Genomic DNA, 14,385 nt, shown 5'->3' on the forward strand with positions numbered 1-14,385 from the left:
GAAAGGAATAATCCCATGTCCAAATATGCCATTGCTGTCGACCCGGTAAACCCGCAACAATTTATTCAAATTCCGGTACCTGAAGCAACGCCTAGTGAGTTTGACCTGTTGGTCGAAATCAAAGCAATTGCCATGAATCCGGTGGATACCAAAGTTCACGCGGGTTTGAAGAAAAATGGTTTACAACAACCTCGCATCTTAGGTTGGGACGCCACAGGCACGGTCGTCGCGGTTGGCCCTAAAGCCACCGGTTTCGCCATTGGTGATGAAGTCTGGTATGCAGGAGATATCACCCGTTCTGGCAGCAACACCACCCATCAACTGATTGATTCCCGCATTGTGGCTCATAAGCCAAAATCCCTGAGTTGGGTAGAGTCTGCTGCGATTCCCCTTACTGCATTGACCGCATGGGAAGGCCTGTTTGAACATCTGAAAATTCAGGAAGCCGGCAGCGATAAAACCCTGCTCATTATTGGCGGTGCGGGTGGTGTTGGTTCATTAGCAATTCCGCTGGCGGCGTTACGCAGCAAAGTACGTATTATTGCTACCGCTTCCCGTCCTGAGTCAGCAAAATGGTGTCTGGATCGTGGTGCCGACCTGACCGTTGATTACCATAATCTGCAAGAGAATCTGTTAAAGCACAATATCAAACAGGTTGACTATATTTTCTGTCTGAACGATACCGATGGTCACTGGAAATCCATGAGTGAGGTTATCGCACCATTCGGCCATATCTGCTCCATCGTAGAAAGTGCCCAGCCGCTGGAACAATCGCTGATTCGCACTAAAGGCGTTGCCCTGCATTGGGAACTGATGTTTACCCGCAGCATGTACCAAACACCTGATATGGCGGAACAGGGTCGTATATTGCAACAGGTCGCAAATATGATAGATAAAGGTGAGTTGAAAGGCACGCTGAATACCACGTTGCATGGCCTTAGCGTAGAAACCATTACCAAGGCCCATGCGAAGCAGTTAGAAGGGCATATGACGGGTAAGATAGCGATTGAGTTTTAGTTTCTTGTTGAGTACTTGATAAATTATCATTGATGGATATTCCGGCCGTAATGGCGATGTGTGCATATCTCTATTGTGCTCGGCCGGGAGACCATTAGTACTTAAGTTCTGAGTATGTTGGGCCTACGCTTGCGCCAAGTCGCCCCCACGGCACCCTCTCCCTCCGATGTACTATTTTTAGACACAAGCGTTCAATCTCTAAACTTTATCATTATATTGATACACTCGAATTCCAGTACCTAATTTTCCGTGTTATTTATACTAATTACTAATCCAATCAATCCATTATCTCTATTAACTTTCTGGTTTTGGCTGGAATAACCCCTGCCTGCATCAATAAACCGTCATGGACGGATGATATAATGACCTTCTGATGTGGCTTGACGGGATGCGTTAATGGACGACAAATTTGATGTCATCATTATCGGTGGCGGAATTGCTGGCTGTACCTGTGCGCTGTTACTGGCACGGGCTGGGGTAAATGTCTTGCTGCTGGAGCGCGCAGAACAGGCGGGGGGGAAAAATATCTCCGGTGGTCGCCTTTATAGCTATAGTCTTGAAACCATTCTGCCAGAATTTGCTCAATCAGCTCCCATTGAGCGACAAATCACTCAGGAAAAACTTAGCCTGCTGACCAATGAAACCAGTGTCACCGTGGATTATCGCCATCCCGAATTTGCACAAGACGCCACGTCCTATTCAGTACTGCGGGCCCGCTTTGATCCCTGGTTAATGGTGCAGGCTCAAAATGCCGGAGCGCAATGTCTGACCGGCGTTCAGGTCGATGCCCTGATTCAGGAAAGTGGTGCCGTTTGCGGCGTTCAGATTGGTGATGACCGGCTGTATGCCCATGCAGTGGTTCTGGCGGAGGGAGCAAATTCCCTGCTGGCAGAGCAGCATCAGTTAGTCAAAAAACCCCCGAGTCATACTATGGGAATTGGCGTTAAAGAGGTGCTGGCGCTACCCCAATCTCGTCTTGAAGAACGTTTTTCACTGGAAAATAATCAGGGAACCGCCTGGCTGTTCGCCGGAGAAACCATTACAGGAAAAGCAGGCGGCGGCTTTTTATACACCAACCGAGATACCCTCTCCATTGGATTAGTTTGTAATCTGTCGGTGGTGAGCCACGGGAAAAATGCATTGCCGCAAATGCTAGAGAGCTTTAAGCAACATCCACTCCTGCGGCCTCTACTGAAAGAGACAGAACTGTTGGAGTATGGCGCACACCTGATTCCCGAAGGGGGAATCAATGCCCTTAACCCGCCATTTGGTGCAGGCTATCTGATTGCCGGTGATACCGCCGGATTTTGTGTAAACAGCGGTCATACGATTCGAGGCATGGATCTGGCGGTAATCAGCGCACAGGCGGTAGCCGATACCCTAACGATAGCGCTACAGAAAGATGACTTCAGTGCGGCCTCACTGGCGGCTTACCAAACCCATCTGGAAAACAGCACCCTTTGGACGGTGCTAAAACAGTACCGCGGGTTACCCGATACGCTGCTAAAAAATCCACGGTATTTTGCCGAGTATCCACAAATAACCAGCGATATTTTACGCGAACTGTTTGAAATTAATCGCCATCCAGCACCGCCACTGCGTAACATCCTGTGGAAACATGCCCGCCGGGCTGGCTTGATAACACTGTTTAAAGATCTGATCGGGGGAGCGCGCAGCCTGTGAAAATAGAAATGAAACTCAGTAAAAATCACTATGTCATTGACGAAAATCAGCCGCATATCGTTGCAGCAGATCACCCGGATCGACAGACATTACAGCAGTTGGTTAACGCCTGTCCTGCTGGACTTTACCAACTCAATCAGGATGGTAGCCTGAGCTTTAACTATCATGGCTGTCTGGAGTGTGGCACCTGCCGGTTACTGTGTAATGAAAAGACGCTGACGCGCTGGCACTACCCCGCAGCGGGTTACGGAATAACCTTTCGGTTTGGTTGATACGGGATATGTGAAGTGCCGCAGGGAGGCTGATTCACGGTTATGCTACCCTGCGCCGATACTTTTACCGTGCTCTGAGCGGTAATAATAAAAGCCAAATGGAGAGCTTCCCTGTGTCTATATTGCAGTTATTGAAACAACACCCCGTCATTGCTGCGGTAAAAGATACTGAAAGCCTGAACACTGCTCTAGAGTCAGACTGCAAGATCATTTCGATCCTGTACGGCAATATCTGTAATATTGGCACCATTGTTCAGCGCATCAAGAAAGCGGGAAAGTACGCCTTTATTCACGTCGATCTTTTGGACGGAACCTCCAACAAAGAGATCGTCATTAACTTTCTGAAACTGGTTACCGCCGCCGATGGCATTATCAGCACCAAAGCCTCGATGATTAAAGCAGCAAAAGCCCAAGGGTTTTACGGTATTCACCGGATATTTCTGCTGGACTCCATCTCATTCCACAATATTGATAAACAGGTAGCCCAATCCAATCCTGACTGTATCGAGATTCTACCCGGCTGCATGCCTAAAGTACTGGGATGGGTGGCAGAACAGATAGATTTACCGATTATCGCCGGCGGATTGGTTTGCGATCATGAAGATGCCACCAACGCTCTAAATGCCGGTGCCAGCGCGGTTTCCACCACCAATACCGGCGTCTGGCAACTGACGTTTTAATATCGTAACCGCGCTCACCGGTACATTCTTATCTTTGATAACCATTCAATCTGATAATTGACGGCTAATACCGCGAATATTCGACTGCTGAACACAGTCTACCAACGCCTCTAATACGCTATTCATATCATCAACAATACCCACATCGGCCTGCGAAAAAATAGCAGCATCAGGATCGGTGTTAATCGCCACAATAAATTTACTGTGGCGAATTCCAACCGAAAACGCGGCCGCGCCGGATACACCTGCAGTAATACAAACCTCGGGTGCAACCAAGGTGCCGGACATGCCTAACATGGTTGACATACTACTCCAAGCATTCATCGCGACCGGACGACTAACCCCTAACTGAGCCCCCAATGCTTGGGCAATATCATTGAGCCGCTGTACGTTTTGGCTATTTCCAGCACCTTGCCCTATAGCCAGCACTCTCTCCGCTCGAGTGAGCCGTGGCGGCTCTTCCGGCATGCTCACCTGATGTTCAACCAGCCATATTGGCATTTCAGCTTCCGTTAATATCAATTGTTGCTCAATTTCCTGGTAATCCTGAGTTTGCGCGACTGCCCCGCCCTGACGGGCCACCCCAAGGCAATACGGCGTAGCCCGCAGCGTCAATGTGGCCATCATGTTGTTGCCATATACTGACTTCTCGACCTGACAACCGCTTTCATCTATTTGTCCGCTCATCACGCCCAGACAAGAGGCCCCATTTAGGCGAAAAGCCAGACGCGTTGCCAGTTCATTTCCCAGCGAACAACTGGAGAAAAGCAGTAATTCTGCCGGATAAATTTGGTAAACCTGTTCCAGCAGCGGCAACACCGACTCCGCCACCAGCAATACCGGGCTTTTTAACCACTGAATCTGCGTAATGGCACAATCGAACTGCGGCAAACGTTCCGGATGAACACGCCGGTGAAACAGCCACAAAGCCACTTCACTTGCTGCCAGTTGGCTTTGCTGCAAAAAGCGATTGATCTCTTGTGCCTGCTGTAAAAAGGAGGGAGAGTCTGCATCGAGAATTAATGCCACTTTCATCAGCCTAATCTCCCTTGCAAATAGTCATGGTACAGCCGCCGGGCTTTTTCCTCAGGCGTACTGCCGGTAATTATCACGCCACCCCGCCGGTTTTGCTGGCGAGTCAGCTTCGTCAGTTGTTTATCATTTTCCTGCTGTAACGCCTGTGGCGTCAATCCAAGCTGTTCCGGTGAATAGTGGTGGATGCTGTTTTTAGCCCCTGCCAGCTTCTGCTTCAGCGTAGGCACTCGCAACGCACTGGCCTGAGTTGAATTACCTACCGCCAATACTGCGGGTGTCTCAATAGTCAGCGTTTGTTGTTCATCTTCCGTTTGCCTGATGACGATGACTTGCCGGGTCTCTCTGATAACACGGAAATCACTGACCTGTGTGATGCAGGGCCAGTTCAACAGTTCAGCCAACAGCATCGCCGTTTGCATGTTATGCCCTTCGCTACTTTGCATACCCAATACAATCAGGGACTGCTGATCTATCTGCTGGTGATAAGCCTGCATGATTTTCGCTACTGCCAGAGGATTAAAACGCAGATCAATTGATGACATTGGGTCGATTCTGATTGCAGACTGAAAACCCAAGGCATACATCTGTTTCAGGTAGTGTTCTCCCCGGCGATCATCGATGGTCAGAGCACTCAAACTGAGTTCGTCTTCTTTCCAGCCAGTGCTGTCGCGCACCATTAACATCAGCTCTGCCGCACTTTCGTCAAAACAGTTCAGCATGGTTTGCGTAAAGCTCACATCAATTTGCAGGCTATCGCCAGCCTGCCAGTCCTTTTCAGCCATCATGCTTAAATCAGGCGAAGCTTTAAAACCCAACAAAATCTTCACAGTCAGCCCTCCTCTCCTGCTGCGGTACTTTCTTCACCGTCGACGCCCCCACCAGCGTCAGATTTTTGGTTTCCGGAGCCCAAAGTACCGAGACCCACAGCCCCATCAGCAGTACCGCCACCAAAATCAACATGGTGTACTGGATACCTAGAGCCAATATCGCTATAGGCAGAAATCCGGTGCTGATAGCCGAACCTAAACGACTCATGGACGTAGCAAAACCAACCCCCAGTGAACGAATATCCGTTGGAAAGCTTTCGGCCGGGAAAACCCCCACCAAATTGCTGACGGCAGAAATAGTCAGCGTAAAAATCGCAAACAGTAACAGCATAAGACCGGTTTGCGAGGAAGGAACAAATGCCAGCGTCACTAGGCTTAGTATCAGGACCACAAATGCCGTAATCAAAAAGCCCCGACGGGAACAGAACTGAGTAAATCCAATGCCGAATAGCGCTCCCACAATTAATAACCCATTCAGCATCAGATCGGTGGCGAAGCTCTCGGTTAAGCCGAGGGCGCGTAGCATAGAAGGCAGATAGGTATAAATGGCAAAATAGGGGATCACCAGACAGACAAAAAACAGGCTGTTAAACGCGGTTCTTCGCCAGTAGCGGGCAGAAAACAGCGTACGCAGGTGGCGGGCAGTTTCTACCGGAATTTCATCATTGAGTATCACATTAGGGCCAAAACAGCGTTTTACGATTTCGTGGGCTTCATCAATGCGGCCTTTGCGCATCAGCCAACGCGGAGATTCCGGCGTACCCCAGCGCGAAATCATAATGCACAGCGCCGGTATGGATGCCGATGCCAGTAACCAACGCCAAGCATCCGGTCCGGCATCCGCCAACCAGTGCCCCATAAAGCTGGCGGAAACATAGCCCACCGTCCAGATAACGCTGAAGGAACCAAGCAGTAGCCCACGATATTTACGCGGAGAGAATTCCGCCAGCATGGTGTGGCCGACAGAGTAATCCCCTCCCAGACCAATTCCCACCAGTACCCGCAGCCAAAACAGTTGTTCAGGAGAAGAGGCAAAAAACTGTAAAAATGATGCCAGAGTAATAATCACAAAGCTGAAAGTGAATATCTTCTGACGACCAATATGATCGGAGATCCATCCCAGAATCAGACTCCCAAGAAACAAACCAAACAGCGCAGAACTACCAATCATTCCTTCCCATAAGGGGGATAGCCCCATTTGAGGGCTAATTTGTGTCAGCGCAAAACCGATTACACCTAGCACATAGCCATCGGTTAAATGTGCACCAAAAGTCAGGCCTGCAATTTTGAGATGAAAACGGTTAAGGGGAATGTCATCCATGCGGACGGGTGAAGGGTTAGGCAGTGTCGCTATTGTTCTGTTGGCTATTAACATAGTTGTTCTCATTCAGCAGTAACGACCATTCGCAGTCCTTAAACAAAAACCGGGCCGCCTATAACAGACAAGCCCGGTCAGAGACACTTTAGCTTTCAATCGGGTAGATAGTACCGATATTCATAATACCGTTCGGGTCATACACCTCTTTCAGCGCTTTCAGTATGTAGTAAGCGGAACCGTGTTCATCTTTAGTCCAGTGCACGCGATGCTTACCAATACCGTGATGATGCACCATCGAACCACCCAGTTTGATGGTCTCTTCCACAATGATTTTATTCAATGGGTTATGGTATTTATCAATCTCTTCCTGTGGGGAACAATCCACCACATTGTAGTCATACACAAAGTACATATTGGTACCGTTGATATAACTGTGAGAAGAGTGACCGCCAAGCATAGTGATATCGTCCGCATGTGGGAATTCATTACGGATGCGGTGAATCACACTTTCATAAATTTTATTGATTGAACGCCAGTCGCCGGAAACCTCCGTTGTAAAGCCCATATTCTTGGTCTTCATAATCTGTACCCGTTCCGCCGCGACTTTATCCGGTCCCCAGTTAAGATTATTAAACCAAGTTTCAATCAGCTTACTGTCTACTTTCTTACATTCAGGATGGCGAGCCACAATGGTTTCAATGCCGTTACCTGTCGCGCGAGCAATCTCTTTGGCACCTTCCGCCATAAAGATCAGTACACACTGACCATCAGCAAAGTGAGTAAAGTGCTGAGAGCCATCTTCCGCATCATATAAACGCGCAATCGATGGGCGATATCCTTCAACCATTACTTCACGCAGGATATCAAAACCGGTCTTCATGTTGTCCAGAATATAGCCGTAGAACAGGTTATTTTCCGGCATGTATTTGAATATTTTCACTGTAACTTCAGTGATGTAGCAAAGTGCACCTTCGTTACCAATGATCACATGGCGAATATCCGGCCCAGCGGCGCGGCGCGGTACGTTTTTAATCCGGGTTACGGTACCGTCAGGGAATACCGCCTCAAGACCGACCACCATATCTTCAATAGCACCGTACAGCGTTGAGAACTGCCCGATACTGCGGGTAGCCACCAAGCCCCCCATTTGAGCCAGCGGTTTAGACTGTGGTGAGTGCCCGGTGGTATAGCCCTTGGCTCGTAGTTTATTCTCCAATACCTCCAGTGCAACGCCGCACTGGGCGGTAGCCTGCATGTTCTCAATATCAATATTGATAACCTGATTCAGCTCGGAGCCATCCAGAACCACAGAGTTCGCCACCACGGTTTCTAGGCCACCTTCAGTGGCAGAGGATCCGGTACGCGGCACGCAGTTGATATGATTTTTATTCAGGAATGCCAGTACGTCTGAAACCTGCTGAGTATTGGCTAATTTCACCACCGCAGCCGGTAGCGGTAGCGTGAAGATACCGTGGATATCGGCATATTTTCTGAAACGGTCAATGCTGTTTTTCTGCAGCACCTTTTCATCGGTAATGACTCGTTCGGAGCCTACGATCTGTTTGAGCTTCTCAACAATAGCTTCTCTTGTCAGCGACATGATTAATCCTTCCTGCTTTCAGTACATTTCTATGGCATGTCTTATGCCATGACGGTGGAGAACAAATAATCTAAACATCAAAATATCGACTTAGCGCACCAGATAGCCGCCGTCGACCACCAGCAGATGGCCATTCACATAGTCCGAAGCGCGGCTGGCTAAGTACACCATCGCCCCCATCAGGTCCTGAGTTTCACCCCAGCGGTTTGCCGGAATATGATCCAGAACGCGTTTGTTGGTTTCAGGATTTTTACGGGTTTCGGTGGTGATATCGGTGGCGTAATAGCCCGGGGCAATACCATTAACTTGGATGTTGTACTGGCCTAATTCGTCACAGTAAGCCTTAGTGAAACCTGCCAGTGCGTGTTTGGTGGCAGAATAGGCCGGTGACCACTGACCACCCAAATAGGAAAACAGTGAGCAGATATTGATAATTTTGCCGTGGCGTTGAGGGATCATCACTTTTGCCGCTTCATAACTGAGCTCAAACGCAGCGGTCAGGTTGATATCAATCATTGGGTCCCAGTCCGCGCGGCCAAAATCCAGCACCTTATTCAACTTACAAATACCGGCGTTATTCACCACAATATCAACGGTTCCAAAGTGTTTCAGACACTGGGCAATCACTTTAGCCGGAGCGCCTTTTTCAGTGATATCCACCTGCATAAACTCAACTTTCACCCCCTGCTTCTCAATCATTTCACGGGTTTCACCCTTATCCATGATGAAGCTGGGAATAAACAGATTGGCACCTGCTTTAGCCAGCGCCATCGCAAACGCCTGACCCAGACCGCTATTGCCGCCGGTAACGATCGCCGTTTTGCCTTTGAGTGAGAAAAAATCCAGAGAAAATTCATCCAACGCATTCAGTGACATGGTGTAACCCCTTTGATTCCTGATTAAAACGCAAAAAAAAAGAGAAAAGTAAGCTCCCCGCGTTGAGCGGGAAGTTACTTTTCTCATAATCTCTAGTAACTATTTAAAGTAGTAACATATCTGATAACGGGTTTTCCGTGACAATCCTCACAAAATTCAATCTGATAAAACTCAAGCGCTAAATAACACCAGATTGCCTGGAGCTTACTGTATCAATTTGTGGCATCACTCAAGCTTCGTAAGGCTGAAATTCATTATATTGAAAAATATCAGTAAGATAGATGAATAAATTTAGCTCAGAATGGGAATTGTGACCACTCTCACGGAAAGCCGTCAGCCTCACATGCTATTAATTATCACAGTTACTAGAGACAACGAGAAAAGTAACTTCCCGCTCAACGCGGGGAGCTTACTTTTCTCTTTTTTTTTGCCCTAAAATCAATGTTCCATAACTGAGATAACACCATGCAAAATAATAATTTTCGCCGTTGGTTAACGCTGGCGATTATCAGTATCAGCGGCGGCGTCAGTTTTGATTTGGCTTACCTGAGATATATTTATCAAATCCCAATGGCAAAATTTATGGGATTCACCAACACCGAGATCGGCTTCATCATGAGCACCTTCGGGATTGCTGCGATTATTCTGTACGCGCCCAGTGGGGTCATTGCCGATAAGTTCTCCCATCGCAAAATGATGACCTTCGCGATGATTGCGACCGGTTTACTCGGCTTGCTCATGTCAGTTTACCCGCCTTTCTGGGTGATGATTCTGATTCAGGTTGCCTTTGCCATCACCACTATCCTGATGCTGTGGTCCGTCTCCATCAAAGCCGCTTCGCTGCTTGGTAACCATGAAGAACAGGGAAAAATTATGGGCTGGATGGAGGGTCTGCGCGGCGTGGGTGTCATGCTGCTGGCGGTATTTACCATGTGGGTGTTTTCACTGTTTATGCCGGATGACCCGAGCAGTCTGAAATCAGTGATTATGATATACAGCGTAGTGTATATTCTACTCGGCATCCTGTGCTGGTTCTTTGTCAGCGATGGTTACACCTCACGAACAGAAAGTGACGGTGAGAAGAAAGATAAACCTGCCTTTAAACTTAGCGATATCTTGTCAGTACTGAAAATCAGTACCACCTGGTATTGCAGTATGATCATCTTTGGCGTGTATACCATTTACGCCATTCTTAGCTACTCTACCAACTATCTTACTGAAATGTATGGTATGACGCTGGTAGCCGCCAGCTATATGGGAATTGTAATCAACAAAATTTTCCGCGCCATGTGCGGCCCTTTGGGTGGGCTGGTGACAACTTACAGTCGCTTTAAGTCTCCGACGCGAGTCATTCAGTTTCTGGCAGCGATCGGTGCTATCACCCTCGGCGCACTGTTGTTTACCAACCAAAATCCAGGCTCCGTGGTGGTTGGCATTGGGCTGATTCTGCTTCTGGCCTTTGCCTGCTACGCCTCTCGAGGCCTCTACTTCGCCTGTATTGGTGAAGCACGCACCCCAAAATACATTATGGGAACCACCGTCGGCATCTGCTCTGTCATTGGTTTCTTACCTGATGTATTTGTCTATCCCACGGTCGGTTACTGGCAAGACTCCCTGCCTCCGGCAGAAGCTTATCGCAATATGTGGTTGATGGGACTGGGAGCCACCTGTCTGGTGATTGTGTTTACTTTCTTGTTGTTTAACAACATGAAGCGCGCCAGCCAACAGACGACAATACCAAACCCGGTAATGGAATAACGCCATTTTGAACATTATTATTTTTAATCATGAGGTTAAAAAATGAGTGACAAATATTTGATGGGTGTCGATGTGGGTACCCAAAGTGCCAAAGTGGTGATATTCGATCTGGACGGTAATGTGGTTAGCGAAGGGAAGCAGGCATTACGTAAGATGGACATTCCTGCCCCTCTACTGGCAGAACATCCGGACGATGATCTGTGGGACTCCTTAAAGCTAGCGTTCCAAAGAGCCATGACAGAATTTTCTCAGGCGGGTCGAAAAGCAGAAGATATTTTGGCGATGGGTGTGTGTATTATTCGCTGCTGTCGAGTACTGCTCAAAGAGAATGGGGAGCTGGCCTATCCAGTGATTAACTGGATGGATAAACGTTTAAACAAGCCTTATCAGTACATTGATGCCTATAAAGGGGTGCGTTATATCACCACCACCTCAGGCTATATTACCCACCGCCTGACGGGCCAGTTTAAAGATACCTGCGCCAACTACATTGGCTGGTGGCCAATGGATAACGATACACTGGACTGGAGCACCGACCCAGCGGTCTGGAAGAGCTGCAACCTGACGCGAGAAAACGTACTGGATGTGGTGAAGCCGGGAGAAATTTTGGGCTATGTCTCTGAACTGGCTGCAAAACAGATTGGCGTACCTGCCGGTATTCCTGTCGTAGCTACCGCCCATGATAAAGCAGTTGAAGCATTAGGCGCGGGTTCACTGGATGAAGGCGTCGCGCTGATTTCGCTGGGTACTTATATCGGTGCGATGGTGCATGGTCATGCCAATGTAAAAGATGCCCAAAACTTCTGGCCGTTCCAAGCCTCGATTCCTGGTCGTTACCTGTATGAGTGCATGGGTGTTCGCCGCGGTATGTGGACTATCAGTTGGTTCCGCGATCAGTTTGGCGAATCTGCTCTGGCAGATGCCGATAAAACCGGTGTCAGTATTGAAGAACTGCTGAACAGGGAAGCCTCAAAAGTCCCTGCCGGTTGCGAAGGTTTGCTCACCATTCACGACTGGGCACCGCCATCGGAAGCTGAATTCCGTAAAGGCGTAATGATGGGTTTTGATGGCCGCCATACTCGCGCCCATATGTACCGCTCGGTGCTGGAAGGCATTGCTTTCACCATGAAGAATCATATGGATAAGATGGCTAACGAACTCAATACCCCGTTCAAACGCCTGATTATCTCTGGCGGCGGGGCCAACAGCGATCTGTTTATGCAGATCTTCGCCGATGTATTTGGCATTCCAACCAGTCGAAATGTGATGAAAGGCTCCGCCTCAGTAGGATGCGCCATTAACGCTGGCATGGCCGTCGGTGCCTTCGACAGCTACCAACAGGCAACCCAGAAACTGGTTCGTATGGGAGACACCTTTATGCCTGATATGGAAAATCACCGTTTCTACAATGCGCTCAATGGAGAAGTCTACACGCAGGTAAACCAATACTTCGACCCGCTATTGAAAAAATTAAGCCCGCTGGTGGATTACGCGTGATCTAATAATAAGAAGGGGCGCAAAGCGCCCCTTGAGACTGCTGACCAGCCTAATAAATCAGCAACTGTGCATATTCCGACCGTAAAAACACGGTGCCAATATAAGCACCGTGTTTTTACGGTCGGTAAACAATCTGTACTTAGATACAGAGTGCGACGGGTCTGGCCGGGTTAGGGGCACTCCGGCAGCTAAAGCTGCTACGATCCCAACACCCGTCCTTCCCGTCGATTGGCTATCTTGAGGTGAACAATTGAACTACCAGACTTTGTCATCAGTCTGAAGGGGGGCTTTGCGTCCCTAGCCCGGCTCGGCCCGACGCACACAAAAGCCAAATACATGGCTCTCCCGGCCTAGCACTCGGATGATATTCGTGCATAGTCCTTACGGCCGGAATATTCACCTAAATAAACATGTCTTCCACATTAAAGATCCTCAAGTACCCTCAACGCATCCGACAGCTTCTTCACCCCAAACACCTGCATATTAGGAATACTCTTTTTCGGCACATTCGCATGAGGAACAATCGCGCGTTTAAAGCCATGTTTTGCTGCTTCTGAAATTCGCTCCTGACCGCTGGGAACCGGGCGAATTTCCCCCGCCAGTCCAACCTCACCAAACACCACTAAATCTTCCGGTAATGGGCGGTCCCGCAGGCTGGATACCAGCGAGAGCAACAGCGCCAAATCGGCACTGGTTTCGGTGACTTTCACCCCACCCACCACATTAACAAACACATCCTGATCCGCCATTTGCAAACCACCGTGACGGTGAAGCACCGCCAATAGCAATGCAACCCGGTTCTGTTCAAGGCCGACCGCTACCCGACGAGGATTAGACAACATGGAGTGATCCACCAGCGCCTGTATCTCTACCAGCAGAGGGCGTGAGCCTTCCCAAAGCACCATCACCGAACTACCGGAAGTAATCTCATCTCCCCGACTAAGGAAAATAGCCGACGGGTTATTGATCTCTTTAAGTCCTTGCTCCGTCATAGCAAAAACCCCCAGCTCATTAACCGCACCAAAACGGTTTTTATGGCTACGCATAGTGCGATAACGGGAGTCAGAATCACCATCCAGCAACACCGAGCAGTCAATACAGTGCTCTAGGACTTTCGGTCCCGCCAACGAACCATCTTTAGTTACGTGCCCCACCATAATAATGGCGACACCTTTGGTCTTGGCAAAACGCGTCAAATAGGCGGCGCTTTCTCTTACCTGAGCAACGCTGCCGGGAGAGGACTGGATATCCGCCATATGCATCACCTGAATAGAGTCAATCACCATCAGACGAGGCTGTTCTTGCTCTGCAATCAGGCAAATTTGCTCAATGCTGGTTTCTGACAGCATCTGCAAATGTTCCGTTGGCAAACCAAGACGATGGGCTCGCATCGCTACCTGCTGTAACGACTCTTCCCCGGTGACATACAGAGTCTTCATCTGGCTGGCCAGCTTACACATGGTTTGCAGCAACAACGTACTCTTACCCGCCCCCGGATTACCACCAATCAGAATCGCACTGCCCGGCACCACACCGCCGCCCAATACCCGGTCAAACTCTTTAAAACCGGTAGAAAAACGTGGAAGTTCTTCCAGACTAATTTCTGACAGTTTTTGAACCTTACTGACTCCCCCTTCTCCGGCATAGCCAGAAAAACGGTCAGAACGAGATGAAGAGGCAGCCGCAAGACGAATCTCAGTAATGCTGTTCCAGGCATTACAGGCGCTACACTGCCCCTGCCAGCGCGGATAATCCGCCCCACACTCATTACATACAAACGCTCGTTTCGCTGGCTTCGCCATAATTACCTCAAAATATCCCA

The 14,385-nt window shown here is 48.9% G+C and carries 12 protein-coding genes; 6 read left to right on the forward strand and 6 right to left on the reverse strand.

Annotated elements, in window-relative coordinates; all coding sequences use genetic code 11:
- The first annotated feature begins 15 nt into the window (after positions 1 to 15).
- The 4 genes from HYN51_RS11930 (at position 16) to HYN51_RS11945 (ending at position 3,652) form a co-directional block, all read left to right on the forward strand.
- Entirely contained in the window at positions 16 to 1,017 is a 1,002-nt protein-coding gene (locus HYN51_RS11930; RefSeq protein WP_108900232.1) for a zinc-binding alcohol dehydrogenase family protein, read from the forward strand.
- A 396-nt stretch (positions 1,018 to 1,413) separates the two neighbouring features.
- Entirely contained in the window at positions 1,414 to 2,700 is a 1,287-nt protein-coding gene (locus tag HYN51_RS11935) for an FAD-dependent oxidoreductase (protein ID WP_108900233.1), read from the forward strand.
- Between the two features lie 8 nt (positions 2,701 to 2,708).
- Entirely contained in the window at positions 2,709 to 2,972 is a 264-nt protein-coding gene (locus HYN51_RS11940; RefSeq protein WP_108900234.1) for a ferredoxin family protein, read from the forward strand.
- A 113-nt stretch (positions 2,973 to 3,085) separates the two neighbouring features.
- Positions 3,086 to 3,652, forward strand: coding sequence for a glycerol-3-phosphate responsive antiterminator (locus HYN51_RS11945; RefSeq protein WP_108900235.1), 567 nt, complete (start codon positions 3,086 to 3,088; stop codon positions 3,650 to 3,652).
- A 45-nt stretch (positions 3,653 to 3,697) separates the two neighbouring features.
- Here HYN51_RS11945 and HYN51_RS11950 read toward each other — a convergent pair whose 3' ends face one another.
- The 5 genes from HYN51_RS11950 to HYN51_RS11970 all read right to left on the reverse strand — a co-directional run bounded on the left by HYN51_RS11950 (position 3,698) and on the right by HYN51_RS11970 (position 9,308).
- Positions 3,698 to 4,687, reverse strand: coding sequence for an electron transfer flavoprotein subunit alpha/FixB family protein (locus HYN51_RS11950; protein ID WP_108900236.1), 990 nt, complete (start codon positions 4,685 to 4,687; stop codon positions 3,698 to 3,700).
- A complete protein-coding gene (locus HYN51_RS11955) occupies positions 4,687 to 5,514 on the reverse strand; it encodes an electron transfer flavoprotein subunit beta/FixA family protein (protein WP_108900237.1) in 828 nt (275 codons plus the stop codon). Before HYN51_RS11955 ends, HYN51_RS11950 begins: the two co-directional genes overlap by 1 nt.
- Entirely contained in the window at positions 5,492 to 6,868 is a 1,377-nt protein-coding gene (locus HYN51_RS11960) for an MFS transporter (protein ID WP_192878487.1), read from the reverse strand. The genes HYN51_RS11955 and HYN51_RS11960 overlap by 23 nt, the downstream gene beginning before the upstream one ends.
- 109 nt (positions 6,869 to 6,977) lie before the next feature.
- Entirely contained in the window at positions 6,978 to 8,432 is a 1,455-nt protein-coding gene (locus HYN51_RS11965; RefSeq protein ID WP_108900239.1) for an FAD-binding oxidoreductase, read from the reverse strand.
- A gap of 90 nt (positions 8,433 to 8,522) precedes the next feature.
- A complete protein-coding gene (locus tag HYN51_RS11970) occupies positions 8,523 to 9,308 on the reverse strand; it encodes an SDR family oxidoreductase (RefSeq protein ID WP_108900240.1) in 786 nt (261 codons plus the stop codon).
- A 465-nt stretch (positions 9,309 to 9,773) separates the two neighbouring features.
- Between HYN51_RS11970 and HYN51_RS11975 the strand changes: the two genes are divergently transcribed.
- Positions 9,774 to 11,066: an MFS transporter gene (locus HYN51_RS11975; RefSeq protein ID WP_108900241.1), complete on the forward strand. Its 1,293-nt coding sequence runs from the start codon at positions 9,774 to 9,776 to the stop codon at positions 11,064 to 11,066.
- Between the two features lie 42 nt (positions 11,067 to 11,108).
- Positions 11,109 to 12,563: an FGGY-family carbohydrate kinase gene (locus HYN51_RS11980; protein WP_108900242.1), complete on the forward strand. Its 1,455-nt coding sequence runs from the start codon at positions 11,109 to 11,111 to the stop codon at positions 12,561 to 12,563.
- Positions 12,564 to 12,985: 422 nt separating this feature from the next.
- Here the strand turns inward: HYN51_RS11980 and radA are convergent, their stop codons facing one another.
- Complete coding sequence (radA, locus tag HYN51_RS11985; protein WP_108900243.1) at positions 12,986 to 14,365, reverse strand: DNA repair protein RadA; 1,380 nt, start codon at positions 14,363 to 14,365, stop codon at positions 12,986 to 12,988.
- Positions 14,366 to 14,385: the final 20 nt, after the last annotated feature.

This window comes from Limnobaculum parvum, assembly GCF_003096015.2.
GTDB classification, from domain to species: Bacteria; Pseudomonadota; Gammaproteobacteria; order Enterobacterales; family Enterobacteriaceae; genus Limnobaculum; species Limnobaculum parvum.